Annotated in this window: 23 protein-coding genes and 1 tRNA gene; 11 read left to right on the top strand and 13 right to left on the bottom strand. The window is 50.9% G+C overall.

What is annotated here, in order from left to right; genetic code table 11:
* Positions 1-14: 14 nt before the first annotated feature.
* The 6 genes from ccmC to ccmH are packed head-to-tail and all read left to right on the top strand — an operon-like array spanning position 15 to position 4,977.
* Positions 15-752, top strand: a complete 738-nt coding sequence (gene ccmC, locus ACJHYW_RS03780) for a heme exporter protein CcmC (RefSeq protein WP_001295447.1) — start codon at positions 15-17, stop codon at positions 750-752.
* Positions 749-958, top strand: a complete 210-nt coding sequence (ccmD, locus tag ACJHYW_RS03775; RefSeq protein ID WP_000186540.1) for a heme exporter protein CcmD — start codon at positions 749-751, stop codon at positions 956-958. Before ccmC ends, ccmD begins: the two co-directional genes overlap by 4 nt.
* Positions 955-1,434, top strand: coding sequence for a cytochrome c maturation protein CcmE (gene ccmE, locus ACJHYW_RS03770; protein ID WP_001026418.1), 480 nt, complete (start codon positions 955-957; stop codon positions 1,432-1,434). The genes ccmD and ccmE overlap by 4 nt, the downstream gene beginning before the upstream one ends.
* Positions 1,431-3,374 carry a cytochrome c-type biogenesis heme lyase CcmF gene (gene ccmF / locus ACJHYW_RS03765; protein ID WP_000611896.1) on the top strand — a complete coding sequence of 648 codons (1,944 nt, stop codon included), beginning with the start codon at positions 1,431-1,433 and terminating at the stop codon, positions 3,372-3,374. Before ccmE ends, ccmF begins: the two co-directional genes overlap by 4 nt.
* Positions 3,371-3,928, top strand: a complete 558-nt coding sequence (dsbE, locus tag ACJHYW_RS03760; RefSeq protein WP_000824439.1) for a thiol:disulfide interchange protein DsbE — start codon at positions 3,371-3,373, stop codon at positions 3,926-3,928. The genes ccmF and dsbE overlap by 4 nt, the downstream gene beginning before the upstream one ends.
* A complete protein-coding gene (ccmH, locus tag ACJHYW_RS03755) occupies positions 3,925-4,977 on the top strand; it encodes a cytochrome c-type biogenesis thiol:disulfide oxidoreductase CcmH (RefSeq protein WP_001211558.1) in 1,053 nt (350 codons plus the stop codon). The genes dsbE and ccmH overlap by 4 nt, the downstream gene beginning before the upstream one ends.
* 34 nt (positions 4,978-5,011) lie before the next feature.
* Here the strand turns inward: ccmH and narP are convergent, their stop codons facing one another.
* Positions 5,012-5,659 (bottom strand): nitrate/nitrite response regulator protein NarP, encoded by a 648-nt coding sequence (gene narP / locus ACJHYW_RS03750; RefSeq protein WP_001113637.1) that lies wholly within the window; start codon positions 5,657-5,659, stop codon positions 5,012-5,014.
* Between the two features lie 319 nt (positions 5,660-5,978).
* Here narP and yejO point away from each other — a divergent pair, with 319 nt between their 5' ends.
* Positions 5,979-8,570, top strand: a complete 2,592-nt coding sequence (gene yejO / locus ACJHYW_RS03745) for an autotransporter YejO (RefSeq protein WP_000554219.1) — start codon at positions 5,979-5,981, stop codon at positions 8,568-8,570.
* Between the two features lie 100 nt (positions 8,571-8,670).
* On the opposite strand, the gene ACJHYW_RS03740 is transcribed toward yejO, so the two are convergent.
* The 3 genes from ACJHYW_RS03740 to ACJHYW_RS03730 form a co-directional block, all read right to left on the bottom strand.
* A tRNA-Pro gene (locus tag ACJHYW_RS03740) sits at positions 8,671-8,747 on the bottom strand.
* A gap of 74 nt (positions 8,748-8,821) precedes the next feature.
* Complete coding sequence (gene yejM, locus ACJHYW_RS03735) at positions 8,822-10,582, bottom strand: LPS biosynthesis-modulating metalloenzyme YejM (protein ID WP_000256203.1); 1,761 nt, start codon at positions 10,580-10,582, stop codon at positions 8,822-8,824.
* Positions 10,583-10,601: 19 nt separating this feature from the next.
* On the bottom strand, positions 10,602-10,829 hold the full coding sequence (locus tag ACJHYW_RS03730; RefSeq protein WP_001135664.1) for a YejL family protein: 228 nt from the start codon (positions 10,827-10,829) through the stop codon (positions 10,602-10,604).
* 181 nt (positions 10,830-11,010) lie between these two features.
* Here ACJHYW_RS03730 and yejK point away from each other — a divergent pair, with 181 nt between their 5' ends.
* The gene (gene yejK / locus ACJHYW_RS03725) at positions 11,011-12,018 is read left to right on the top strand and encodes a nucleoid-associated protein YejK (protein ID WP_000050789.1); all 1,008 of its coding nucleotides are present in this window, start codon (positions 11,011-11,013) and stop codon (positions 12,016-12,018) included.
* Between the two features lie 139 nt (positions 12,019-12,157).
* Here yejK and rplY read toward each other — a convergent pair whose 3' ends face one another.
* Together rplY and ACJHYW_RS03715 are read right to left on the bottom strand one after the other, a co-directional pair.
* On the bottom strand, positions 12,158-12,442 hold the full coding sequence (rplY, locus tag ACJHYW_RS03720) for a 50S ribosomal protein L25 (protein WP_000494186.1): 285 nt from the start codon (positions 12,440-12,442) through the stop codon (positions 12,158-12,160).
* A 124-nt stretch (positions 12,443-12,566) separates the two neighbouring features.
* Positions 12,567-14,327, bottom strand: coding sequence for a DEAD/DEAH box helicase (locus ACJHYW_RS03715; RefSeq protein ID WP_000578066.1), 1,761 nt, complete (start codon positions 14,325-14,327; stop codon positions 12,567-12,569).
* A gap of 149 nt (positions 14,328-14,476) precedes the next feature.
* Here ACJHYW_RS03715 and rsuA point away from each other — a divergent pair, with 149 nt between their 5' ends.
* The 3 genes from rsuA (at position 14,477) to ACJHYW_RS03700 (ending at position 17,067) form a co-directional block, all read left to right on the top strand.
* Positions 14,477-15,172, top strand: a complete 696-nt coding sequence (gene rsuA, locus ACJHYW_RS03710) for a 16S rRNA pseudouridine(516) synthase RsuA (RefSeq protein ID WP_001234850.1) — start codon at positions 14,477-14,479, stop codon at positions 15,170-15,172.
* A 27-nt stretch (positions 15,173-15,199) separates the two neighbouring features.
* The gene (bcr, locus tag ACJHYW_RS03705; RefSeq protein ID WP_000213385.1) at positions 15,200-16,390 is read left to right on the top strand and encodes a multidrug efflux MFS transporter Bcr; all 1,191 of its coding nucleotides are present in this window, start codon (positions 15,200-15,202) and stop codon (positions 16,388-16,390) included.
* Positions 16,391-16,722: 332 nt separating this feature from the next.
* Complete coding sequence (locus tag ACJHYW_RS03700) at positions 16,723-17,067, top strand: YejG family protein (RefSeq protein WP_000202798.1); 345 nt, start codon at positions 16,723-16,725, stop codon at positions 17,065-17,067.
* 3 nt (positions 17,068-17,070) lie between these two features.
* Here the strand turns inward: ACJHYW_RS03700 and yejF are convergent, their stop codons facing one another.
* From yejF to lpxT, 7 genes are all read right to left on the bottom strand, one after another.
* Positions 17,071-18,660: a microcin C ABC transporter ATP-binding protein YejF gene (yejF, locus tag ACJHYW_RS03695; protein WP_000194936.1), complete on the bottom strand. Its 1,590-nt coding sequence runs from the start codon at positions 18,658-18,660 to the stop codon at positions 17,071-17,073.
* A gap of 1 nt (position 18,661) precedes the next feature.
* Positions 18,662-19,687: an ABC transporter permease gene (locus tag ACJHYW_RS03690; protein ID WP_000088899.1), complete on the bottom strand. Its 1,026-nt coding sequence runs from the start codon at positions 19,685-19,687 to the stop codon at positions 18,662-18,664.
* Positions 19,687-20,781, bottom strand: coding sequence for a microcin C ABC transporter permease YejB (locus tag ACJHYW_RS03685; protein ID WP_000501617.1), 1,095 nt, complete (start codon positions 20,779-20,781; stop codon positions 19,687-19,689). Before ACJHYW_RS03685 ends, ACJHYW_RS03690 begins: the two co-directional genes overlap by 1 nt.
* Entirely contained in the window at positions 20,782-22,596 is a 1,815-nt protein-coding gene (locus ACJHYW_RS03680; protein ID WP_001361615.1) for an extracellular solute-binding protein, read from the bottom strand.
* A gap of 81 nt (positions 22,597-22,677) precedes the next feature.
* Entirely contained in the window at positions 22,678-24,234 is a 1,557-nt protein-coding gene (locus tag ACJHYW_RS03675; RefSeq protein WP_000470583.1) for a cyclic di-GMP phosphodiesterase, read from the bottom strand.
* 180 nt (positions 24,235-24,414) lie between these two features.
* Positions 24,415-24,981, bottom strand: coding sequence for a bifunctional murein DD-endopeptidase/murein LD-carboxypeptidase (mepS, locus tag ACJHYW_RS03670; RefSeq protein ID WP_000241011.1), 567 nt, complete (start codon positions 24,979-24,981; stop codon positions 24,415-24,417).
* Positions 24,982-25,392: 411 nt separating this feature from the next.
* A complete protein-coding gene (gene lpxT / locus ACJHYW_RS03665) occupies positions 25,393-26,106 on the bottom strand; it encodes a Kdo(2)-lipid A phosphotransferase (RefSeq protein WP_000594599.1) in 714 nt (237 codons plus the stop codon).
* Positions 26,107-26,118: the final 12 nt, after the last annotated feature.

The raw sequence follows: 26,118 nt of genomic DNA, 5'->3' as shown, positions 1-26,118 counted from the left end.
CTGGTATCGAAACTATGTGGAAAACACTGCATCAACTGGCGATCCCACCACGGCTGTATCAAATCTGTGGCTGGTTTATACCGTGGCTGGCAATTGCCAGTGTGGTCGTGCTTACCGTCGGCTGGATCTGGGGATTCGGCTTTGCTCCGGCTGATTATCAGCAGGGAAATAGCTACCGCATTATCTACCTGCATGTGCCTGCGGCGATCTGGTCGATGGGCATTTATGCATCAATGGCGGTGGCGGCGTTTATTGGCCTTGTCTGGCAGATGAAAATGGCCAACCTGGCGGTGGCGGCGATGGCCCCCATTGGTGCCGTGTTTACCTTTATTGCCCTGGTTACCGGCTCTGCATGGGGAAAACCGATGTGGGGCACCTGGTGGGTATGGGATGCACGTCTGACTTCTGAACTGGTGCTGCTGTTTTTGTATGTGGGTGTGATTGCCCTGTGGCACGCCTTCGACGACCGCCGTCTGGCGGGCCGTGCTGCAGGTATTCTGGTGCTGATTGGCGTGGTGAATCTGCCGATTATTCATTACTCCGTGGAGTGGTGGAACACCCTGCATCAGGGATCAACGCGGATGCAGCAAAGTATCGATCCGGCGATGCGTTCGCCGCTGCGCTGGTCGATTTTTGGCTTCCTGCTCCTGTCTGCCACGCTGACGCTGATGCGGATGCGTAATTTGATTTTGCTGATGGAAAAACGCCGTCCGTGGGTGAGTGAACTGATACTGAAAAGAGGCCGTAAATGACCCCTGCATTTGCTTCCTGGAATGAATTTTTCGCAATGGGCGGTTACGCCTTTTTTGTCTGGCTGGCGGTGGTGATGACCGTTATTCCGCTGGTGGTTTTGGTCGTGCACTCGGTGATGCAGCATCGCGCAATTCTGCGTGGCGTGGCGCAACAGCGGGCGCGTGAGGCGCGTTTACGTGCTGCGCAACAGCAGGAGGCTGCATGAATATTCGCCGTAAAAACCGCTTGTGGATTGCCTGTGCTGTTTTGGCGGGGCTGGCGCTGACTATCGGTCTGGTGCTATATGCGCTGCGCTCGAATATCGATCTCTTTTATACGCCGGGGGAAATTCTCTACGGCAAGCGTGAAACTCAGCAAATGCCGGAAGTCGGTCAGCGTCTGCGCGTTGGCGGGATGGTGATGCCGGGTAGTGTGCAGCGCGATCCCAATTCGCTAAAAGTAACTTTCACCATTTACGACGCTGAAGGTTCAGTAGATGTCTCTTACGAAGGCATTTTGCCGGATCTGTTCCGTGAAGGGCAGGGCGTTGTGGTGCAGGGCGAGCTGGAAAAAGGCAATCATATCCTCGCGAAAGAAGTGCTGGCGAAACACGATGAAAACTACACGCCGCCAGAAGTTGAGAAAGCGATGGAAGCCAATCACCGTCGCCCGGCGAGTGTTTATAAGGACCCAGCATCATGATCCCGGAAATTGGTAACGGACTGCTGTGTCTGGCGCTAGGAGTTGCGCTGCTGCTGTCCGTGTATCCGCTATGGGGCGTAGCGCGCGGAGATGCGCGCATGATGGCGTCTTCCCGCTTGTTTGCCTGGCTGCTGTTTATGTCTGTGGCTGGCGCATTTCTGGTACTGGTCAATGCCTTCGTGGTCAACGACTTCACCGTCACCTATGTTGCCAGCAACTCCAATACCCAGCTTCCGGTGTGGTATCGCGTGGCGGCTACCTGGGGCGCGCATGAAGGCTCGCTCCTGCTGTGGGTGCTGCTGATGAGCGGCTGGACCTTTGCGGTAGCGATTTTTAGTCAGCGTATTCCGCTGGATATTGTGGCCCGCGTACTGGCGATAATGGGGATGGTCAGCGTCGGCTTTTTGCTGTTCATTCTCTTTACCTCTAACCCGTTCTCACGCACGTTGCCGAACTTCCCGATTGAAGGGCGCGATCTTAACCCGCTGTTGCAGGATCCGGGGCTGATCTTCCATCCGCCTCTGCTCTATATGGGGTACGTCGGTTTCTCGGTGGCGTTTGCTTTCGCCATTGCTTCTTTGTTGAGTGGGCGTCTGGACAGCACTTATGCGCGTTTTACTCGTCCGTGGACGCTGGCAGCGTGGATCTTCCTGACGCTCGGCATTGTGCTCGGTTCCGCATGGGCCTATTACGAACTCGGCTGGGGCGGCTGGTGGTTCTGGGATCCGGTAGAAAACGCCTCGTTTATGCCGTGGCTGGTGGGGACTGCGCTGATGCACTCACTGGCGGTCACTGAACAACGCGCCAGCTTCAAAGCGTGGACATTACTGCTGGCAATCAGTGCCTTCTCGTTGTGTCTGCTGGGGACTTTCCTGGTGCGTTCCGGCGTGCTGGTATCGGTACACGCGTTTGCCTCTGATCCGGCACGCGGTATGTTTATCCTCGCCTTTATGGTACTGGTGATTGGTGGTTCGCTGCTGCTGTTTGCCGCGCGTGGACACAAAGTTCGCTCACGCGTAAACAATGCGCTGTGGTCGCGGGAATCTCTGCTGTTAGCGAACAACGTTTTGCTGGTCGCCGCGATGCTGGTGGTGTTGCTGGGGACGCTGCTGCCGCTGGTGCACAAGCAACTGGGACTGGGCAGTATTTCGATTGGCGAACCGTTCTTCAACACCATGTTTACCTGGCTGATGGTGCCGTTTGCGCTGCTGCTTGGTGTCGGTCCTCTGGTGCGCTGGGGGCGCGATCGCCCACGTAAAATCCGCAATTTGTTGATTATCGCCTTCATCTCTACGCTGGTGCTGTCGCTGCTGTTGCCGTGGCTGTTCGAAAGCAAAGTGGTGGCGATGACGGTGCTCGGCCTGGCAATGGCCTGCTGGATTGCGGTGCTGGCAATTGCGGAAGCTGCGCTGCGTATTTCACGCGGCACGAAAACCACCTTCAGTTATTGGGGAATGGTGGCGGCTCACCTGGGGCTGGCAGTGACAATTGTTGGTATTGCCTTTAGCCAGAACTATAGCGTTGAGCGTGATGTGCGCATGAAGTCCGGCGATAGTGTCGATATTCATGAATATCGCTTCACCTTCCGTGATGTCAAAGAGGTGACTGGCCCGAACTGGCGTGGCGGTGTGGCGACTATCGGCGTAACGCGCGATGGCAAGCCGGAAACGGTGCTGTATGCGGAAAAACGTTATTACAACACTGCCGGGTCGATGATGACCGAAGCGGCGATTGACGGCGGCATCACGCGTGACCTGTACGCCGCGCTCGGTGAAGAGCTGGAAAACGGCGCGTGGGCCGTGCGTCTTTACTACAAACCGTTTGTTCGCTGGATTTGGGCGGGCGGGCTGATGATGGCATTGGGCGGGCTGCTGTGCCTGTTTGATCCTCGCTATCGTAAGCGCGTGAGTCCGCAAAAAACTGCGCCGGAGGCTGTATGAAGCGCAAAGTATTGTTAATTCCGTTGATTATCTTCCTGGCGATTGCCGCGGCGCTACTGTGGCAGCTGGCGCGTAATGCCGAAGGGGATGATCCGACCAATCTGGAATCGGCGCTCATTGGCAAGCCAGTGCCGAAGTTTCGCCTCGAATCACTGGACAATCCGGGGCAGTTTTATCAGGCGGATGTGCTGACTCAGGGCAAACCTGTGCTGCTTAACGTCTGGGCGACCTGGTGTCCGACCTGCCGTGCGGAACATCAATATCTGAATCAGCTTTCTGCGCAGGGCATTCGCGTGGTCGGCATGAACTATAAAGACGATCGCCAGAAGGCAATCAGCTGGCTGAAAGAGCTGGGCAATCCTTACGCGCTAAGCCTGTTTGATGGCGACGGCATGTTAGGACTGGATCTCGGTGTCTATGGCGCGCCAGAAACGTTTCTTATTGACGGCAACGGCATCATTCGCTATCGCCATGCGGGCGATCTCAATCCTCGCGTCTGGGAAGAAGAGATCAAGCCGCTGTGGGAGAAATACAGTAAGGAGGCCGCACAATGAGGTTTTTATTGGGCGTGCTGATGCTGATGATCTCCGGCTCAGCGCTGGCGACCATCGACGTGTTGCAGTTTAAGGATGAAGCGCAGGAGCAGCAGTTCCGCCAACTCACTGAAGAACTACGCTGCCCGAAATGCCAGAACAACAGCATTGCCGATTCCAACTCGATGATTGCCACCGACCTGCGCCAGAAAGTGTATGAACTGATGCAGGAAGGTAAAAGTAAGAAAGAGATTGTCGATTATATGGTGGCGCGTTACGGCAACTTCGTCACTTACGATCCGCCGTTAACGCCGCTGACCGTGCTGCTGTGGGTGCTTCCGGTAGTGGCTATTGGCATTGGCGGTTGGGTCATTTACGCCCGTTCGCGGCGTCGGGTACGCGTGGTGCCGGACGCGTTTCCTGAACAAAGCGTGCCGGAAGGTAAGCGTGCCGGATATATTGTTTATCTGCCGGGTATTGTGGTGGCGTTAATTGTGGCTGGCGTCAGCTACTACCAGACGGGCAATTATCAGCAGGTGAAAATCTGGCAGCAGGCCACGGCACAGGCTCCGGCGTTACTGGACAGGGCGCTGGATCCGAAAGCCGATCCGCTCAACGAAGAAGAGATGTCGCGCCTGGCGCTGGGGATGCGTACTCAACTGCAAAAAAATCCGGGAGATATAGAAGGCTGGATTATGTTGGGCCGCGTTGGCATGGCGCTGGGTAACGCCAGTATTGCCACCGATGCATACGCTACTGCATATCGCCTCGATCCGAAGAACAGTGATGCGGCGCTCGGATACGCTGAAGCGTTGACACGTTCATCTGATCCCAACGACAACCGCCTCGGTGGTGAACTGCTACGCCAGTTGGTGAGAACTGACCACAGCAATATCCGTGTGTTAAGCATGTATGCGTTTAATGCCTTTGAGCAGCAGCGATTTGGCGAAGCCGTTGCCGCGTGGGAGATGATGTTGAAACTCTTACCTGCCAACGATACTCGCCGTGCGGTGATTGAACGTAGTATCGCGCAGGCGATGCAACATTTGTCGCCGCAGGAGAGTAAATAAAAAGAGGCCCGATGGTGATGCCATCGGGCTATTTTTATTGTGCCCCGCGTTGTTGCAGGAACAGAATGGTGGCCGCCACGCGTGAGCGGACATTGAGTTTACGCAGCAGATTGCGAATGTGTACTTTTACTGTCTGCTCGGAAATATTCAACACCGAGGCAATCTGTTTATTTGACAGCCCCTGTGCCAGCTCGTGCAGAACATCCAGCTCGCGCTCCGTCAGCACGCTGAAGGGATCTTCTTCCGCGCCAAACATTTCACGTTCACGTAAGTACTGATTGACGCGTTCGCTAAAGACTTTGCTGCCTTTCGCTCCGGCACGAATCGCTTCCAGCAACACTTCCGGGTCGCTATCTTTCAACAGATAACCGTCTGCGCCTGCGTCTATCAGCGCAAAGACATCGCTGGAGGCATCGGATACGGTCAGGATAATAATTTGCGCGGTAACGCCATCCCTGCGCAAGGCATTGAGGGTATCCAGGCCACTCATACCTTTCATATTGAGATCCAGTAAGATCACGTCGATATCCAGTCTATTCGCCAGATCGATCGCGCTCGCGCCGTCGCCCGCTTCGGCGACCACTTCAAAGCCAGGATCAAGCTCCAGTAACTGACGAACACCGCGTCGCATAAGTGGATGATCATCCACAATCATCACCTGAAAAGGCGTTGCTTCAGGCATAGTAGTCTCCTGAGGTTTTATTAGAATCATTATGTTTGAGCGTAGCGTTGGTAACGCTACCAGGCGCGTGAATGTTACCCCATTTTATGTATGGACATGTAGCGAAAACTACAACCTTGTCGTTCGCTTTGGCATCATTTTCATTATAAAGACGGAATTTTGCATCAGCTTCTCATCAAGAAAAACAACTAAAAAATCAATCACAATACTTGTGCATTTCTTTAAACAGTTTTTAAAAACTGACTCCGGGTATGGAGCTATGGGTATTTTCTTTACCCAATGCTTTTAACAGCAATTAATTTCATAGGATGAAAGCTCAATGCATCAATCTGGTTCTGTTTCTCTTTGTCGTTCCGCAATATCTGTTCTGGTGGCTACAGCGTTATATTCACCCATAGCATTGGCATCAACAGTTGAGTATGGTGAGACAGTTGATGGTGTTGTCCTGGAAAAAGATATCCAGCTGGTTTATGGGACCGCCAATAATACGAAAATCAATCCTGGCGGAGAACAGCATATTAAAGAATTTGGTATAAGTAGTAATACTGAAATTAACGGCGGGTATCAGTACATTGAAATGAATGGCACCGCAGAATACTCAGTATTAAATGATGGTTATCAAATTGTTCAAATGGGTGGCGCGGCAAACCAGACTACCCTCAATAATGGTGTGCTACAGGTTTATGGCGCGGCGAATGAACCTACGATTAAAGGCGGGCGCTTAATCGTTGAAAAAGATGGGGGGACCGTCTTTGCCGCTATCGAAAAGGGAGGACTACTGGAGGTTAAAGAGGGGGGATTTGCGCTTGCGGTAGATCAGAAAGCAGGCGGTGCGATTAAAACAACCACGCGGGCCATGGAGGTATTCGGAACAAACCGTCTCGGTCAGTTCGATATCAAGAATGGTATTGCTAATAATATGCTGTTGGAAAACGGCGGAAGTTTGCGAGTTGAAGAAAATGACTTCGCTTATAATACCACTGTGGATAATGGCGGCTTACTGGAGGTTATGGATGGCGGGACTGCAACTGGCGTTGATAAAAAAGCAGGCGGAAAATTAATTGTCTCAACGAATGCGCTGGAAGTGAGTGGTACAAACAGTAAAGGCCAATTTAGTATAAAGGATGGTGTGTCAAAAAATTATGAACTGGATGATGGTTCCGGGCTCATTGTTATGGAGGACACGCAGGCCATTGACACTATCCTTGATGAGCATGCCACTATGCAATCGCTGGGAAAGGATACTGGTACGAGAGTGCAGGCAAATGCGGTGTATGATCTCGGTCGATCAGATCAGAATGGAAGTATCACGTATTCCTCTAAAGCCATCTCTGAAAATATGGTTATCAACAATGGCCGCGCTAATGTCTGGGCTGGCACAATGGTTAACGTTTCAGTCAGAGGGAATGATGGCATTCTTGAGGTCATGAAGCCGCAAATAAATTATGCACCCGCTATGTTGGTGGGTAGTGTCGTGGTTTCTGAGGGCGCTTCTTTAAGAACGCATGGTGCCGTGGATACCAGCAAAGCGGATGTTTCGCTCGATGGTAGCTCATGGACCATCATTGCCGATATCACTACGACGAACCAAAACACCCTCCTCAACTTAGCCAACCTTGCGATGTCTGACGCAAATGTGATTATGATGGCTGAGCCAGTGACTCGTTCATCAGTGACGGCAAGTGCGGAAAATTTCATTACGTTGACCACCAATACCCTGTCGGGAAACGGCAATTTTTATATGCGTACCGATATGGCTAATCATCAGAGCGATCAGCTCAACGTCACCGGTCAGGCAACAGGTGATTTCAAAATATTCGTGACGGACACCGGTGCCAGCCCGGCTGCAGGAGATAGCCTTACACTGGTAACGACGGGCGGCGGTGATGCTGCATTCACGTTGGGCAATGCCGGAGGCGTTGTTGATATCGGTACGTATGAATATACCTTGCTGGATAATGGCAACCATAGCTGGAGTCTGGCAGAAAATCGCGCGCAAATTACCCCTTCAACCACTGATGTGCTGAATATGGCGGCAGCACAACCGCTGGTATTTGATGCAGAGTTGGACACCGTACGTGAACGTCTTGGTAGCGTAAAAGGCGTTAATTACGATACGGCGATGTGGAGTTCGGCAATTAACACCCGCAACAACGTGACCACTGATGCGGGAGCTGGCTTTGAGCAAACATTGACGGGGCTGACGCTCGGTATCGATAGCCGTTTCTCCCGTGAAGAAAGCAGTACAATTCGCGGCTTGTTCTTTGGTTACTCTCATTCTGATATTGGTTTTGATCGCGGCGGCAAAGGCAATATCGATAGCTATACCCTGGGGGCTTATGCCGGTTGGGAGCATCAGAACGGTGCCTATGTTGATGGGGTGGTGAAAGTTGATCGTTTTGCCAACACCATCCATGGCAAGATGAGTAATGGGGCAACAGCGTTTGGCGATTATAATAGTAACGGCGCGGGTGCTCATGTCGAGAGCGGGTTCCGTTGGGTTGACGGATTGTGGAGTGTTAGACCTTATCTGGCCTTTACCGGCTTTACCACAGATGGTCAGGACTACACGTTATCAAACGGCATGCGCGCGGATGTGGGAAATACCCGCATATTACGGGCTGAAGCGGGAACGGCGGTAAGCTATCACATGGACCTGCAAAACGGTACGACGCTGGAACCCTGGCTGAAAGCCGCCGTACGTCAGGAATACGCCGATTCTAACCAGGTGAAAGTTAATGACGATGGCAAATTTAATAATGATGTGGCTGGAACCCGTGGCGTTTATCAGGCTGGGATAAGGTCATCGTTTACCCCGACGTTAAGCGGTCATTTGTCAGTCAGTTATGGCAATGGCGCAGGGGTAGAATCGCCGTGGAATACTCAGGCGGGTGTGGTCTGGACGTTCTGATAACAGAAAATAAACAGGCCGTGATGTGTCGCGGTCTGTTTATCGAATTAAATGCAGATATAAAAAAACCAACCGTAAAGGTTGGTTTTTTTGGGATTTTTGGTCGGCACGAGAGGATTTGAACCTCCGACCCCCGACACCCCATGACGGTGCGCTACCAGGCTGCGCTACGTGCCGACTCGTGGCTGCTAATACTACCGTTTTCCACACCGATTGCAAGTAAGATATTTTGCTAACTGATTTATAATTAATCAGTTAGCGATAAAACGCTTCTCGTCTGTCAGTACTTGCAATAACAAACTTAACTGTGGTTTTTCATCTTTCACTCTTTCACCACGTAAGTTGTAAGTGCGGTATTTACCGTTATTGTTCAGCACCAGCGTCTTTTTCGGGGTGGTAATTGCCAGCGTATCGTTATCCGCTGCAGTAACCCAGTAATGACGGCGTTGAGGGTTGAACAAATCCTGACCTTGCGAATATTCGCTGGCAGGTGTGCTGACATGTAGCAGGCGTTGCATCAGCGTCGTCATCAGATCGGTATGATCAGTCAGAGCATTAATACGCTGCGCCGGCGTGCCTGGCCAGTGAATCACTAATGGCACCTGCAGATGACCGTGGGACCAGTCAAAGGTTTCTTCCTCTTCGCTCAGTGGAATACCCCGACCGGCAGTGATAATCACCACCGTATTGTCCAGTTTGCCAGAATCACGCAGTGCATTGAGCACGCGGTTGATCTGGTCATCGACATTGCCTGCCGCCCGGCTATATTTCCGTGCAAATGCCTGCTGATTGCTGTCGTCAATGTTAGTGCCATTGAAAGAGACCCACGAGAACCAGCGGTTATCTTCTTGTGCGTAGCGGCCCAGCCAGTTGATCCACTGCGTGGCGGTCTGCTCGTCGGATTGGGTACGTACGCTTGGCATCGAGAAATCTGACAACAATGCCTGGCGATACAGCGGGCTGGTAAAGCCATCTGATGAGAATAATCCCAGCTGATAGCCTTGCTGATTAAGCGCAGTAATTAATGCCGCAGGCGTACGGGTCGACAGAATGCCATCCATATAGCTCGGCGAGATGCCATAGAACAGGCCAAAGATGCCGTTGTCTGTAGTGTTGCCGGAGCTCATATGGCGCGTGAACGAAATATTTTGCTCAGCAAAACCTGCCAGCGCAGGCATCTGCTTCTCGAAGCGTGAGTAGTTCAGGCCATCGACAGTAATCAACAGCACATTCTGCCCGGTGCCCATATCGCGATAGCGCAGTTCGCTTAACGGATACTGAACGGAAACGGCGTCTGGATTACCTTGCTCAATGAGACGGCGTTGATACTCCTGCGCATCAAGCAGACCATGCTTCTCAAGAAAACGTCGCGCCGTCATCGGGTACGAAAGCGGCAGGTTAGCGCGCTGCATGGTGATCGGGCGATAGAAGTTGGCATCGGCCCAGATATACACCACATGCGAGGCGATAAAGGCGATAAATAAGAATGCGGCCAGCGGGCGCGCGAAGCGTCGACGACGCGTCAGGCTGCGCAGCTTTTGCCAGCTCCACGTCGCAAACACCAGTTCAAGCAATAAAATAACCGGCACGCTGATGAACATCAGCTGCCAGTCGCGCGCCATCTCATTTTCGTCTGGGTTGATAACCAGTTGCCAGACGATGGGATTAAGATGGAGATGGAAACGAGTAAAGACTTCGCTATCGATCAGTAATAGCGTCATTCCCGCCGTTGCCAGAATGACGGACAAAAACCTCATCAGCCTCTGGGAGCCGACGATAAAGGTCAGCGGGAAGAGGATCAGCAAGTAGGTGGCGAACACCAGGAAGCTGAAATGACCGATAATGCTTACGTAGGAATAAATGCGACCAGCAAGCGTTGTCGGCCAGTCGGCGATAAACAGGTAACGGCTGCCAATGACGAGCGAAAGCAGAATATTGAACAGTGCAAACCAGTGCCCCCAACTGACCATCTGGGAGACTTTTTCACGGTAGCGCTGACGATGAGTTACCATAACCTGTTATCTGTTTCCCTTAGTGCGCTTTGTCTTCGTTGATAGAGGACTGTAAGGCGCGGGCAAAAGAGTTGGCAATTGCCTGGCGTTGGGCCGGGGCAATGCTGGTGTTGATAAGGTTAGTGACCATGTTGCCTAACACCATCAGGGAAAGGTCGGTCGGAGCCTTATGTTTTTCCAGTATGTTGAGCAGCTCTGCGAGCAATTGTTCAACCTGTTCATCACTGTAGCGGGAAATTTGTGGCATAAATCGAAATCAGTTAGTTGATGAAAGGGCAACATATTACCGTAGCAACGGTTTTTTTTCTGCTTTTTTATGCGTTAAATCATTCTCGTTACGCTGCCTTCTGTAAAATGACCGCCATCTTTTATTGCGTCGCTTAACCGGCGGTGGTTGAATACCGCCCGGTCTTAAAGGAGAGTTTATCATGAGTCTGGATATCAACCAGATTGCTCTGCACCAGCTTATCAAGCGTGATGAGCAGAACCTTGAGCTGGTGTTGCGCGATTCATTGCTGGAACCGACAGAAACCGTCGTTGAGATGGTGGCAGAACTGCATCGGGTCTATAGCGCCAAAAATAAAGCTTACGGCTTGTTTAGCGAAGAGAGTGAACTGGCGCAGACGCTGCGCTTACAGCGTCAGGGCGAAGAGGACTTTCTGGCATTTAGCCGCGCGGCAACCGGTCGCCTGCGTGACGAATTAGCGAAATATCCTTTTGCTGACGGTGGATTCGTGCTGTTTTGCCACTATCGCTATCTGGCGGTGGAGTATCTGCTGGTGGCAGTCCTGAGCAACCTGAGCAGTATGCGCGTTAACGAAAATCTCGACATCAACCCAACCCATTATCTTGATATAAATCATGCGGATATTGTTGCGCGTATCGATTTAACCGAATGGGAAACCAATCCAGAGTCGACCCGCTATCTCACTTTCCTGAAAGGGCGAGTAGGGCGCAAAGTGGCGGATTTCTTTATGGATTTCCTCGGTGCCAGCGAAGGGTTAAACGCGAAAGCGCAAAACCGTGGGCTGTTGCAAGCGGTCGATGATTTCACTGCCGAAGCACAACTGGATAAAGCAGAGCGACAGAACGTGCGCCAGCAGGTTTATAGCTACTGTAATGAGCAGCTGCAGGCAGGTGAAGAGATTGAACTGGAATCGCTGTCGAAAGAGCTGGCAGGCGTCAGCGAAGTGAGCTTCACGGAGTTTGCGGCTGAAAAAGGCTACGAACTGGAAGAGAGCTTCCCGGCAGACCGTAGCACACTGCGTCAGTTGACGAAGTTTGCCGGTAGCGGCGGTGGCTTGACTATTAACTTTGATGCGATGCTGTTAGGTGAACGCATCTTCTGGGATCCGGCGACCGATACCCTGACCATTAAAGGCACGCCGCCGAACTTGCGCGATCAATTGCAGCGCCGGACGTCTGGCGGCAATTAATCGGTTTTGTGTTCTGAATGCCAGATGCGGCGTGAACGCCTTATCTGGCCTGCAAAAAATAGCAATACCGTAATCAGGCATAATTTGCAGAGACAAAAAAACCCCGCCGGAGCGGGGTTTTTTACAACTTATTCAGCAATTAAGCGCGAACGAAGTCGATGTGCAGCAGCTTCGGTTTGTACGGGTGACGCTGTACGTCCTGAGCTTTAACTTTGATTTCTTTACCGTCAACAACGATGGTCAGAACTTCGCTGTAGAATTCAGCTTTAACTTGCATGTTCATGACTTTGTCGTGATCCAGTTCGACAGCCAGCGGCGCTTCTTTGCCACCGTAGATGATTGCCGGGAACTTGTTAGCGGCACGCAGGCGGCGGCTCGCACCCTTACCCTGCTCTTTACGTACTTCTGCGTTGATAGTAAACATTTCTTTCTCTCTTAAATTAATCCTGCTACAGGCGACCCAGCAACAGGTAAGTGATCTGCTTTGCGTATGCAAAAGCGGGCGAGATTCTATACTCAATCGCCTTATACATCAATCAAAACTACCATTAACCGCGTAATTCGTGCGCCCGACGAAAACGACCTTCGTAATCGAACACTTTTTCACGCACTTGCCAGTACTGGCCTTTCATGCGGGCGACGACAAAATCCGGGTGTCGCAATAAGGCTTGCTGGGCGAGGACATCGGCGGCGGTGATCCAGCGCAGAGGGATGCCCGGTGTGCGCGTATGCGGGCGGATAAAAAGCTGCTCGAAGGCAGTTCGCTGGGCGGGCGTTTGCAGACGGAAACGCTCACTCACATCCGCGCCGTCTTCATCGTAATAGGTGATTTTCAACCATTCGCCTTTCTCGTCGTGCCCATGCTGCAAAGACATGCCGCTACAGCGTAATACCAGCGCATCTTTCAGTCGTAGCGCCGCTTTTAACATATCATCCGGATCAACCAGTACCGTGTCACATTCGCGGCAGCGGCGAGCGGCAATATCATTTTCTGCGTTACATTGCGGGCAATTTTTAAAACGGAAACGGAAGTCACACTGTTCGCGATGACCGTCGTCATCTTCAAACCATCCCTGACAGCGGCGACCAAAGTGTTCAATCAATGTCCCGTCGGCGGTCGTTTTCCCCCAAAAGGTGTTGGCAAAACCGCAGGCAGGGCAGAAAACCTGTACCGGAACGTTGTCACTTTTGCCTTTCGGTGTACCAACTTCCGGCGCGTAGAGATCGTGAGGATTACCCGCATAATCAAGAATTAAGCAATCAGTCTTGCCAGGAGCGAGACGCAGACCGCGCCCGACAATTTGTTGGTAAAGACTCACTGATTCGGTAGGGCGCAGAATGGCGATAAGATCGACGTGCGGGGCGTCAAATCCGGTGGTCAGTACCGCGACGTTGACCAGATAGCGAAAACGCTGGGCTTTAAAATTTTCAATTAACACATCGCGCTCAGCGCCGGGGGTGTCGCCAGTAATCAGTGCAGCATCTTCGGTGGGTAGTAATCCCACAATCTCTTTTGCGTGTTCAACGGTGGCGGCGAAAATCATCACCCCTTTGCGCGTTGCAGCAAACTCCATAATCTGGCTGATGATGTGCGGGGTAATACGTTGTTGTTTTTTCAGCTCACGGTTGAGATCGGCTTCGCTGAACAGCCCGTTACTCTGTGCCTGCAAGCGGCTGAAATCGTATTGCACTACTGGCATATCCAGTCGTTCTGGCGGCGTCAGATAGCCGTGTTTAATCATATAACGCAGCGGCAGCTCATAAATGCAGTCACGGAAAAGGGCTTTCTCATCGCCGCGTACCATGCCGTGATAATGGAACTGATAAATCCAGCCTTTGCCCAGTCGAAAAGGCGTGGCAGTCAGCCCCAGCAGGCGTAAGTGGGGATTCACTTTGGTCAGGTGAGTGAGGATTTGCTGATACTGGCTCTCTTCATCGTCACCAATACGGTGACATTCATCGACAATCAACAGCGAAAATTCACCCTGAAAGGCATCAAGATTACGGGCGACCGACTGCACGCTGCCAAATACCACTTTACCGTGGCTCTCTTTGCGCTTTAGCCCGGCGGCAAAAATATCGGCTTCCAGCCCCAGCGCCTGATATTTTGCATGGTTTTGCGCCACCAGTTCTTTAACGTGTGCCAGCACCAGCACGCGACCACGTGCCAGCCGCGCCAGTTCCGCTATCACCAGGCTTTTACCTGCACCGGTGGGCAGCACGATTACGGCAGGGGTTTTATGACGACGAAAATGGTTGAGCGTGGCATCCACGGCTTCTTGCTGATATGGGCGGAGTGTAAAAATCATGGTCTCGCGTAGGTAGATTATTCTGCTAATAGTATGCCACGGATCTTTTTCCCTTGAGGGAAGTTATTAGACCGCTATACTGGGCAGACAACAGTTCAGATTTTCGGGTCATTACCCGACCTCCGTTTTTTACAGGCAAAATCACACACATGCGACTTGATAAATTTATCGCACAGCAACTCGGCGTTAGCCGTGCTATTGCCGGGCGTGAAATCCGCGGCAATCGTGTCACCGTCGATGGCGAAATCGTCCGTAATGCAGCGTTCAAACTGCTCCCTGAACATGATGTCGCTTACGATGGCAATCCGCTGGCGCAGCAACACGGTCCACGTTACTTCATGCTCAATAAGCCTCAGGGCTATGTTTGCTCCACGGACGACCCTGATCACCCAACGGTGCTCTATTTTCTTGATGAACCAGTGGCGTGGAAACTGCACGCCGCAGGGCGGCTGGATATCGATACCACCGGTCTGGTACTAATGACTGATGATGGTCAGTGGTCGCACCGCATTACTTCCCCGCGCCATCATTGCGAGAAGACCTATCTGGTGACGCTGGAATCACCCGTAGCTGACGATACGGCAGAGCAATTTGCTAAAGGCGTGCAGCTGCATAACGAAAAAGATCTCACTAAGCCGGCGGTGCTGGAAGTGATTACCCCAACGCAGGTTCGTCTGACCATCAGCGAAGGGCGTTATCATCAGGTGAAACGCATGTTCGCCGCCGTGGGTAACCATGTGGTTGAGCTGCATCGTGAACGTATTGGCGGCATTACGCTGGATGCTGATTTAGCCCCCGGTGAATATCGTCCGTTAACTGAAGAAGAAATTGCCAGCGTCGTCTAACTTTTCAATGACTTTCAGGAGCCCGTTGTGACCACCCGACAGCATTCGTCGTTTGCTATTGTTTTTATCCTTGGCCTGCTGGCCATGTTGATGCCGCTGTCGATTGATATGTATCTGCCTGCGCTACCGGTAATTTCAGCGCAGTTTGGTGTACCGGCGGGCAGTACGCAGATGACCCTCAGTACTTATATTCTGGGCTTTGCGTTGGGGCAGTTAATCTACGGGCCGATGGCAGACAGCTTCGGGCGTAAGCCGGTGGTTCTTGGCGGTACGCTGGTGTTTGCCGCCGCCGCGGTGGCGTGTGCGTTGGCACAAACCATCGATCAGCTGATTGTGATGCGTTTCTTCCACGGGCTGGCTGCGGCTGCGGCCAGCGTGGTTATCAACGCTTTGATGCGTGATATCTACCCGAAAGAAGAGTTCTCGCGGATGATGTCGTTTGTCATGCTGGTGACGACCATTGCACCGCTGATGGCACCGATAGTTGGCGGCTGGGTGCTGGTGTGGCTGAGCTGGCATTACATCTTCTGGATCCTCGCCGTAGCGGCGATTCTGGCTTCGGCAATGATCTTCTTTCTGATCAAAGAAACCTTACCACCGGAGCGTCGCCAGCCTTTTCACATTCGTACTACTATTGGTAACTTTGCGGCGCTGTTCCGTCATAAGCGTGTCCTGAGTTATATGCTTGCCAGTGGTTTCAGCTTTGCCGGGATGTTCTCGTTCTTAAGCGCCGGACCGTTTGTCTACATTGAAATTAACCACGTCGCGCCGGAAAACTTTGGTTATTACTTTGCGCTAAACATTGTTTTTCTGTTCGTGATGACTATCTTTAACAGCCGCTTCGTTCGCCGCATTGGCGCGTTAAATATGTTCCGCTCGGGGTTGTGGATACAGTTTATTATGGCGGCATGGATGGTCATTAGTGCGCTGCTGGGGCTGGGATTCTGGTCGCTGGTGGTTGGCGTTGCGGCGTTTGTGGGCTGCGTGTCGATGGTGTCATCCAATGCGATGGCGGTCATTCTTGATGAGTTTCCCCATATGGCGGGAACGGCATCTTCGCTGGCAGGAACCTTCCGTTTTGGCATAGGGGCAATTGTTGGCGCATTGCTTTCTCTTGCGACCTTTAACTCTGCATGGCCGATGATTTGGTCAATTGCATTCTGCGCAACCAGCTCCATTCTCTTCTGTCTGTACGCCAGTCGGCCGAAAAAACGGTGATCTATTGCACAACGAGGAAGCTAAAAGGCTTCCTTTGTTGATGCATGTCAACCACAAATCTATCATTCCCCCGATATATGTTTATTTTATGTAAAATCAATTTATGTAAAAAGTCACATCATTGTAGTTAAAAAGGTTGAGTTAGAGCGCAGAAACGGGTACATATAGCCCCGCAAACGTGACCACGCCCGCAGATATTATTTAAATCAGAGCCATAGAGGCCACGCAGGCGAGGCATCAATCTTTACGATCTGTATAAAGACGGATTGTTGATGATGTGTTAAAATTGATGTAAATAAATTGTAAAGTAAATGTGCTTCCGGGGAAAATAAGTGACTTCATTACAACTCTCAATCGTCCATCGACTGCCGCAGAACTATCGCTGGTCTGCTGGTTTCGCAGGTTCGAAGGTTGAACCGATTCCGCAAAATGGACCGTGCGGTGACAACAGCCTGGTGGCGCTTAAATTGCTTAGCCCGGATGGTGATAATGCATGGTCGGTGATGTACAAACTAAGCCAGGCGTTAAGCGACATCGAAGTTCCATGCTCGGTACTGGAGTGTGAAGGTGAGCCGTGCCTGTTTGTAAATCGCCAGGACGAGTTTGCTGCAACATGCCGATTGAAAAATTTTGGTGTGGCAATTGCCGAACCCTTCTCAAACTACAATCCTTTTTAAGCGTCAGCTCAACGCCAGTAGCTGACGCGTATACTCCTGCTGCGGTGCGGCAAACACGCGCGCACACGGTCCTTGTTCCACTACTTCCCCTTGTCGCAGTACGATAACCTGATGACATAACGCGCGGACAACGTGCAAATCGTGACTGATAAACAAATAGGCCAGTTGATGCTTTTGTTGCAATGATTTCAATAGCGTCAATATTTGCGCCTGCACCGTTTTGTCGAGTGATGATGTTGGTTCATCAAGAATGATCAGCGAGGGCTTAAGAATTAACGCCCTGGCAATCGCAATACGTTGCCGCTGACCACCAGAGAACTCCGCCGGATAACGGTGGCGTGTTTCAGGATCTAATCCCACTTCATGCATCACGGCTATCACTTGTTGTTCGCGTTGTGCGGCAGAAAGCGTCGGCTGGTGAACCCGTAAGCCTTCCTCAATAATCTGCAAAACGTTGAGTCGTGGGTTGAGCGAGGAGTTTGGATCCTGAAATACCACCTGAATGCGATGACGAATAGGTAACAGCTGGCGACGATTTAAATTTTGCAGTGGCTGACCGTCAAAGATGATGCTGCCCTGAGAATTAATCAGTCGCAGCAGCGCCAGTCCCGTCGTGCTTTTCCCGGAACCGGACTCGCCCACTAAACCCAGTGTTTCACCCGCTCGTAGCGTAAAACTGATGTTTTTCACCACCACATTATGATCCACAATGCGCTTCAAAATCCCTTTGCGAATGGGGAAGGCAACCTGAAGCTGTTCAACATCCAGCAACGTTGAGGCAGGTTCTGGCAACGGCACTGGATCGCCTGACGGTTCACTATTGAGTAGCTTTTGTGTGTAAGGATGAGTGGGTGAGGCAAATAGCGTAGCAGCGTTATTTTGCTCGACACAGCGACCGTTTTGCATTACCGCCACGCGGTGGGCCAGTTTTCTGACAATGCTGAGGTTATGAGTAATAAACAGCATGCCCATATTCAGCTCGCCTTGCAGTTCGCGCAACAGCTGTAAAATCTGCGCCTGGACAGAGACGTCCAGTGCAGTGGTCGGTTCATCGGCAATTAATAATTCCGGTCGCGTTAACAGCGCCATCGCAATCATCACCCGCTGGCGTTCGCCGCCGGAGAGCTGATGCGGATAATCTGTCAGCCGTTTTGCCGCCTGGCGGATACCGACGCGATCAAGGCAGTTAAGAATTTCGCCACGAGCCGCTTCCCGACGCATCCCGCGGTGGAGTGAAAGCACTTCATAAAGCTGTTTTTCCAGGGTATGCAATGGATTTAATGACACCATCGGCTCCTGAAAAATCATGGCGATCTTATTACCGCGTACACCGCGCAACGTTTGATTGCTGGCATGAAGCAGCGATTCGCCATGAAAACGAATATCGCCGGAGAGATATTCAACCGGCGGGGAAGGGAGCAGGCGTAAAATTGACAGCGCGGTAACGCTTTTGCCTGAACCAGACTCACCCACCAGCGCCAGCGTTTCGCCAGCCTCAATCTGTAGTGAAACATCATTGACTACTGTACGTACGGTTTGTTGATGGCGAAAACCCACCGACAAATTTTCAATCGCTAACAAAGTTTGCGTCATGCTACACCGCCTTATTAGGATCAAATGCGTCGCGGACGGCTTCACCAATAAAGATCAGCAAAGACAACAATATCGCCACCGATAAGAAGGCGGTGATCCCAAGCCACGGGGCCTGAAGGTTATTTTTCCCTTGTAACAGGAGTTCGCCGAGTGATGGTGAACCGAGCGGCAGACCGAAGCCGAGGAAATCGAGTGAGGTCAGGGTGGTTATCGAACTACATAAAATAAACGGTAAAAAAGTGAGGGTAGCGACCATGGCATTTGGCAACATATGACGCAGGATGATACTGCGATCGCTGACGCCAAGCGCCTGCGCCGCGCGGATGTAGTCGAAATTACGGGTACGTAAAAACTCCGCCCGCACCACGCCGACCAGACTCATCCAGCCAAACAAGACAGTAATTGCCAGCAGCCACCAGAAGTTAGGCTGTACGACGCTGGAAAGTAAAATAATCAAAAACAGCGTCGGCATCCCCGACCATACTTCAATAAAACGTTGCCCCCAGAGATCGACTTTACCACCGTAATAGCCTTGTAGCGCCCCCGCCAGCACGCCCATCACGCTGGAGCAGAGGGTCAGCATCAGGCCAAACAGAACTGAGATCCGCGTGCCATAGAGAATGCGTGCCAGTACATCGCCGCCATTGGCATCCGTTCCCAGCCAGTTTTGCCGGGAGGGTGGAGAAGGGAAGGGCTTATCGGTAGCAAAGTTGATACTGGTAGCACCAAAGCGAATCGGTGCCCACAGTACCCAGCCTTTATCTTCCAACCGCTGTTTCAGCCACGGGTCCTGATAATCAGCCTGGCTTGCCAGCGGGCCGCCAAAATCGCTTTCGCTGTAGTTTTTCAACAACGGGAAATACCAACTGCCGTCATAACGTACCAGCAACGGTTTATCGTTGGCGATAAGTTCAGAACACAAACTCAAACCAAATAAGACGAGGAAAATCCATAACGACCAGTAGCCGCGACGGTTATGACGAAAACGCGCCCAACGGGCCTGATTGACGGGGCTGAGTCGCGACATTAACGTCCCTCAAAATCTATACGCGGATCGACCAGCGTATAGCTGATATCACTGACAATATTCAGCAGCAGGCCAATCAGGGTGAAAATATACAAGGTACCAAACATTACAGGATAATCGCGCGAGACGGTCGCTTCGTAGCCCAGTAAACCAAGACCATTAAGTGAAAACATCACCTCAATCAGCAGCGAGCCGGTAAAAAACATGCTGATAAACGTCGCCGGAAAACCGGCAATCACCAGTAGCATGGCGTTGCGGAACACATGTTTCCAGAGAATATTTTTTTCACTTACCCCTTTCGCACGTGCCGTCACCACGTATTGCTTACGCACTTCATCAAGGAATGAGTTTTTTGTCAGCATGGTCAGAGCCGCAAAGCCGCCAATCACTGTCGCCAGCACCGGCAGCGTGATATGCCACAGATAATCGGTGATTTTCTGATACCACGGCAGCGAATCAAAGTTAGCGGAAACCAGGCCGCGCAGAGGGAACAGGTCGAAATAGCTGCCGCCCGCGAAGAAGACAATCAGCAGGATGGCAAACAAAAAGGCCGGAATGGCGTAGCCGATGATGATAAATGCACTACTCCAGACGTCAAAACGGCTCCCATTATAAACAGCTTTGCGAATGCCTAACGGAATCGACACCAGATAGATAATCAGCGTGCTCCACAATCCGAGGGTGATGGAGACCGGCAGACTGTCTTTAATCAGCGTCAGCACCGAGGCGCTGCGAAAAAGGCTGTCGCCAAAATCAAAACGGATGTAGTCCCAGAGCATTTTGAAGTAACGTTCGTGGATCGGCTTATCGAAACCGTAGCGATGAGTGATCTCGGCGATCACTTCTGGATCTAATCCGCGTCCGCCACGGTAATTACTGTCGCTGATATTACCGACGCCCGTTTGTGCATGGCTAGCGCGAACACCTTCACCGCCTGCACCGGGTAATACACCAGTATTACCAAACTCAATGGCGGCGATGGCCTGGTCGACCGGACCGCCAGGCGCAATTTGCACGATGAAAAAGTTGATAGTGATAATCGCCCATAACGTTGGGATCACCAGCAACAGACGGCGAATCAGATAAGCGCCCATCTACTCTCCCTGTTGTCTGGCTGACGGCAGTTTGGCCGCTTTATTAACGTCATACCACCAGGTATCGATACCCAAACTGTAAACAGGGCGTACAGCGGGTTGGGAGAATTTATCCCACCAGGCGAGACGGTCTTCCGCCATGTACCACATTGGCAGCATGTAATAATTCCATGTTAATACGCGATCCAGTGCTCGCCCCAACGGCAGTAATTTTTCTTTATTTCCCTGCGCGGCAATAATTTGGTTGATCAGCGAGTCGATAACCGGACTTTGCACGCCAGGGGCATTATAAGTGGAATTGATATATTCCGATGACCAGGAAATCTGTAAATCGGAACTGGGCCATGGCATCGCCCGCCATACGCGAGGCATCATGTCATAGTCGCGACTGCGCATGCGGTTGGTGATTTGCGAGTTATCCACCTTGCGAATGTCCATGTTGATACCCAGCCGTTGCAGGCTGTGCTGGAACGGCAATACCCACTGACTATTGCTGCTTGCGGGAAGCAATAATTCAAAGCTGAGTGGCTGACCCGTTGTGGCATTAACGCGTTGCTGACCCTTAAGCACCCAGCCTGCTTCGTTGAGAAGTTTGTCGGCTTTTAACAGGTTGTCACGATCGTAGCCATCGCCTTTGGATACCGGCGGCTGGTAGATTTGCGTGAAGACTTCTGGCGGTAGATCTTTTTTCATTGGTGCCAGAAGCACCAGCTCCGCGGCGTCGGGGTAATTTCTGGCCGCGTATTCGGTATTCTGAAAATAACTGTTCGTGCGACTCCAGGCATTGTAAAACAACGCTTTGTTCATCCATTCAAAGTCAAAGGCGAGAGTGATCGCTTCCCGCACCCGGCGATCGCTGAATACCGGACGTTGGATATTAAACGCCAGCCAGCGCGTATCCTGGGCTGATTCGTTCTTTTGCTCATCTTTGATGATGTATTTTTTATCGAAATTTTTACCGGTATAGCGCGTGGCCCAGTTTTTGGCGTCGTTTTCCATACGCAAATCAAAGGCACCTGCTTTAAACGCTTCAAAGGCGACATTATCATCGAGGTAATAATCGTAGCGAATGGTGTCGAAATTCCAGCGTCCACGGTTTACCGGTAAGTTTGCTGCCCAGTAATCTTTCACGCGGGAATAGACAATATTTTGCCCCATTTTCCAGGACGTAATGCGGTACGGACCACTGGCAAGCGGAGGCGTGGCGAGCGGGTCGCTAAGTTTGTGATCTTTCCAGTACTTTTCTGGAAATACCGGCAGCGAAAACAGACTCAGCATATCTTCTTTGCCGGGTTTAGCTAACTCAATGCGCACGGTTAACGGCGCAATGGCTTTGACGGTGGTGCCTTTGTAGACCAGACGAAATTGCGGCACGCCTTCGGTCATAAATTTTTGAAAAGTAAACTCTACATCGCGGGCAGTAATGGGCGAACCATCATGAAAACGGGCGCGTGGATTAATAGCGACCTCCACCCAGGAATAATCGTCAGCATAGCGTGCGCTTTCAGCAATCAGCGGGTAATAACTGCCTGGTTCGTCATCGGAAGTCGTAAATAGCGTGTCGTACAGCTGCTCGGTGCGTGCGCCCGGATTGCCGCGCAGTGCATAGCGGTTGAAATTATCGAAGGTGCCGAGGGCAGACAACGTTATTTGCCCACCTTTTGGCGCGGCGGGGTTCACATAATCAAAATGGTTGAAATTAAATGCGTACCGGGGTTCGCCCAGTACGGCAAAGGCATAGCTTTCCTTGATAGTCTGCGCCTGCGCACCAAAGGTGAACAGAGCGATAAACAGCAGCAGTATGCGCACAATCATCTGCAACGGATTTCCTTTTACTCATCATTAGCCGCAATCCGGCATGCTTTCACTATGAATAATAAGGGACGTAAGCACACCTTACCACTGCGGCGTATACGGTTTCTTCAGCCAGCGAACAAAATCGTCCAGCGGTAACGGGCGACTAATCCAGTAGCCTTGCATGAAATTAACGCCGCGTTCGCTTAGCCATCGTGCCTGTTCTGGCGTTTCGACCCCTTCAGCAACTGTCAGCATATTGAGACGTTTCGCCAGCGTCAGCACCGCGTCAAGTACGGGGGAAGTGATCGTTTCCGTACCGATGGCGTTGATAAATCCACGATCAATTTTCAGATAATCGAGCGTAAAACGCTCAAGATAGATAAGCGCGCTGTGCCCGGTGCCGAAGTCATCAATAGCAATTTCTACGCCGACCGAATGCAGCCAGGCGAAGAGTTGTGTGGCTTCTCGCTCTTTCAGCATATCGCGCTCGGTAATTTCCAGCACAATCTGGAAATGGTGTGCGGGCAGGGAAGTGAGCAGTTTCTGGATATCCGCTTTAAAGCTTTCGCTGTGCAAGTGGGCCGGCGCAATGTTAATGCCAAATTTGACGCCTACCGGCAGTACTTTTTCTAATTCTGCGGCATCGCGGGCAATCAACTCAAACAGGTGCTGAGTCAGTGGCACAATCATCTTTTGCGCTTCGGCAAAGTTAATGAAGGCATCCGGGGGGATTTCTCCTGCTACTGGATGCCGCCAGCGTAGCAGTACTTCCAGGCCCGTTACCCGCAAAGCTTGTGTATCAACCACCGGTTGATATACCACGTAAAATTGTTCGCGCTTGATGGCGGTCATGATTTCTCTGCCTGGGCGCATACGCACACTCATCAGGTAATAGCAGAGAAGTCCAACGAAAGTTCCACTCATGCCACCCAGTAAAAATGCGTACCACACATCGTTCCATGTCCAGTCATCCGCATAAAGCCGAACGGTCAGAGGAATGCCCGCAATTTTAGTTTCACGGACCGGCATGTCGGTTAATTCATTAACATTCATCAAACGTGACGAAAAGGTAGATAGAGCAGTATTACCAATAATGAGGGCGACACCATCGTAATCTTCCTGCCGTGAGCTATAGAAGAGTGAAGGCGTCAGATTGAGATTCAGAGCGGCAAAGACGCCGCTATTTTTCAGCAAAGGGTTGCGATACCAGATGACGATTGCGGGTTTGTTCGGCACCATCGGCGTGCCGGGTAAGATCGCCATATCGACATTTTTATTAATGTCGAGCGCCGGAATCAATTCTTTTAGTGGAATGTCCATCTCACCAGTCGCAGATGAACAGAATGTTTTTTTATCTTTCACCAGCACAAACGTACGGACATTCATGCTAAACGCCGCGCGAGCGGTCAGTTCGGGGTTAGCCTGCTGGCAGGTATCTAAGGTCAGCGGCTGAAGCCGGTCAGTAGTGGATTTCAGGTCGGCAAAATAGGTATCGAGATACTTTTGTACGTCGGTAATCAGTGTGTCGTATTTGACTTCGTGCTTATGCCAGGCCACTAAAAACTGAAGGCAGCTCACCAGTATCGCAATCATCACGCCTGCAACAATGCAGGTAAGCAGGAGCTTACGTCCAGAATTGGGAGCGCGTATGAACATGATTCCGTTAATTTCCTGAAATTACGACAACATTTAAAAGATAACAATGACCGGACTATAGCCTGGATCAAGACGCGGAAACATCATTTTCTCTGATGAATGAAAACAAAAAAGCACTGCCTAAGCAGTGCTTTCAGTTAACTCGTCAGGATAGCCAAGGGATTGCATCCAAACGGTTTATTAGCTGCGGCTGAGAACCCGGCGTGCTTCGTTGTAACGCTTCTTCCAGTATGGTTCATTCATGCTGGAAATAATAACGCCACTGCTGGTGGAAGCATGGACAAACTGGTTGTTGCCGATATAAATACCGACATGGCGTCCCGTTGAACCGGCACGGAACAGAACTAAATCACCCGTACGCAAATTACTGCGGGAAACAGATTTACCCATTTCCTGCTGTTCATAAGTCGAACGCGGAAGTTCTAAGCCAAATTGCTCACGGAATGTACGCTGTACGAAACCAGAACAATCGATGCCTTTTTTAGTGCTGCCGCCCAGACGATAGCGTACGCCTTTCCAGTCAGCATACTGATCCATAATTCGCGATTTTACGTCGACATTACGAACCAGGTTTTCAAATTCATCCTGAGAAGCTTGCAGTGATGATGTTTCACTACCCACTGCACGTGTCTCAGGATGCATATTCTTTGCGGTGTTATTTGCACTACATGCAGAAAGCAGAACCGCTACTGCAATCGCGGGGATCCCGCGCAAGATATATCTCAAAATCGGTTGAGATTTGACCATGTTGTTTGTTTTCCCTTGAAGTCCTTAACGACAAATATCGTTATAAAAAAATGCCAAGCGACACGAGACTAATTACCTGGGCATGTTGAAACAATTCCTTAAGGCCAAATCTGTGGACTAACGCACAAAATTATATGCTGTGAGGATAATCTACCGCCGAGGCAAAACGAGTTCGAGATTACCCGATTGGTGCGGTCTTGGCGAGCGGTTTTACATGATTTTTTATAAGAAAAAGTGATACAGAAAGTTAATAAGCGGGATTGGTCAATTAAAGTACGATTGAGTGAAACGCATGCAATACATTCATTTACTTAGAGAATGATTTTTGCGTTCGATAGATGAAAGCACGGTGCGCATCATCAGGATTATCCTCACTATAAAAATAACCCTGATGATGTTAATTGCTGTGAGTTATTTGTTTTGGAAATGTTTGTTTTTTCCCGGTAGTGATTTGTCAAAAAAGGTGATTAATCGATCACTTAATGGCGTCAGCAACACCCAGGGCAAACCGATCAATATCACGGTCATCGAACCAACAATGATGTCAGTAAACCAGTGTGCGCCAATCATTACTCTGGGAAATGCAAAAACCACAAAAATAATAAGGGCGATAAGGCCTGCAACTTTGCCGAAATAACGCCACATGAATGCCGAAAAAATAAGCAGCATCATACCGTGATCGCCGGGAAAGCTATCTCGTGAGGCATCTTTCGTGGGAACAGAGAGCAGTTCGCTGACGCGGTTAATATCGGTAAAAGTCAATGTTGGGCTGGCCCGTTTTACAGGAATTAATGCCTGACCCAGCTGGTTTAATACCACTGCAGTTAATAGCATGACCAGACCAATAATCACGATACGTCGTCTGCCAGGGGCGTTTTCTTTCAGCCAGAAACTCAGCATCAACATACCCATCGCCAGCAGTGAACAACCGTCGAAGGCGCGATTGTTGGTCAATGCAACCAGCCACAAAAAGGCCTTACTTTCGACCAGTTTCTGATTAAAGAAATAAAAAATATCCGCATCAATCGGCAACCAGAATCCATGATTAACGGGAATATACCAGGAAAGAAACAGCGCGAGGCCGACAATATTCAACAACACTATTTGCGGCAAATTTTTAATCATATTTTCTCTAAT

Origin of the sequence: Escherichia sp. WS3063, from assembly GCF_046486595.1 — a bacterium.
Classification (GTDB): domain Bacteria; phylum Pseudomonadota; class Gammaproteobacteria; order Enterobacterales; family Enterobacteriaceae; genus Escherichia; species Escherichia coli.
The sequence above is the reverse complement of the archived record's forward strand: the minus strand, read 5'-3'. Positions and strand labels throughout refer to the sequence as shown.

Bases quoted from the DNA above. Each gene is read 5' to 3' on its own strand.
- ACJHYW_RS03685 (WP_000501617.1), bottom strand. From the start codon at position 20,781: ATGGGCGCTTATCTGATTCGCCGTCTGTTGCTGGTGATCCCAACGTTA.
- yejO (WP_000554219.1), top strand. From the start codon at position 5,979: ATGCATCAATCTGGTTCTGTTTCTCTTTGTCGTTCCGCAATATCTGTT.
- ACJHYW_RS03690 (WP_000088899.1), bottom strand. From the start codon at position 19,687: ATGTCGCGACTCAGCCCCGTCAATCAGGCCCGTTGGGCGCGTTTTCGT.
- rsuA (WP_001234850.1), top strand. From the start codon at position 14,477: ATGCGACTTGATAAATTTATCGCACAGCAACTCGGCGTTAGCCGTGCT.
- ccmC (WP_001295447.1), top strand. From the start codon at position 15: ATGTGGAAAACACTGCATCAACTGGCGATCCCACCACGGCTGTATCAA.
- ccmF (WP_000611896.1), top strand. From the start codon at position 1,431: ATGATCCCGGAAATTGGTAACGGACTGCTGTGTCTGGCGCTAGGAGTT.
- yejM (WP_000256203.1), bottom strand. From the start codon at position 10,582: ATGGTAACTCATCGTCAGCGCTACCGTGAAAAAGTCTCCCAGATGGTC.
- yejF (WP_000194936.1), bottom strand. From the start codon at position 18,660: ATGACGCAAACTTTGTTAGCGATTGAAAATTTGTCGGTGGGTTTTCGC.
- lpxT (WP_000594599.1), bottom strand. From the start codon at position 26,106: ATGATTAAAAATTTGCCGCAAATAGTGTTGTTGAATATTGTCGGCCTC.
- ACJHYW_RS03675 (WP_000470583.1), bottom strand. From the start codon at position 24,234: ATGTTCATACGCGCTCCCAATTCTGGACGTAAGCTCCTGCTTACCTGC.
- ACJHYW_RS03715 (WP_000578066.1), bottom strand. From the start codon at position 14,327: ATGATTTTTACACTCCGCCCATATCAGCAAGAAGCCGTGGATGCCACG.
- narP (WP_001113637.1), bottom strand. From the start codon at position 5,659: ATGCCTGAAGCAACGCCTTTTCAGGTGATGATTGTGGATGATCATCCA.
- ccmH (WP_001211558.1), top strand. From the start codon at position 3,925: ATGAGGTTTTTATTGGGCGTGCTGATGCTGATGATCTCCGGCTCAGCG.
- mepS (WP_000241011.1), bottom strand. From the start codon at position 24,981: ATGGTCAAATCTCAACCGATTTTGAGATATATCTTGCGCGGGATCCCC.
- dsbE (WP_000824439.1), top strand. From the start codon at position 3,371: ATGAAGCGCAAAGTATTGTTAATTCCGTTGATTATCTTCCTGGCGATT.
- ACJHYW_RS03680 (WP_001361615.1), bottom strand. From the start codon at position 22,596: ATGATTGTGCGCATACTGCTGCTGTTTATCGCTCTGTTCACCTTTGGT.
- ACJHYW_RS03730 (WP_001135664.1), bottom strand. From the start codon at position 10,829: ATGCCACAAATTTCCCGCTACAGTGATGAACAGGTTGAACAATTGCTC.
- yejK (WP_000050789.1), top strand. From the start codon at position 11,011: ATGAGTCTGGATATCAACCAGATTGCTCTGCACCAGCTTATCAAGCGT.
- rplY (WP_000494186.1), bottom strand. From the start codon at position 12,442: ATGTTTACTATCAACGCAGAAGTACGTAAAGAGCAGGGTAAGGGTGCG.
- ccmD (WP_000186540.1), top strand. From the start codon at position 749: ATGACCCCTGCATTTGCTTCCTGGAATGAATTTTTCGCAATGGGCGGT.
- ccmE (WP_001026418.1), top strand. From the start codon at position 955: ATGAATATTCGCCGTAAAAACCGCTTGTGGATTGCCTGTGCTGTTTTG.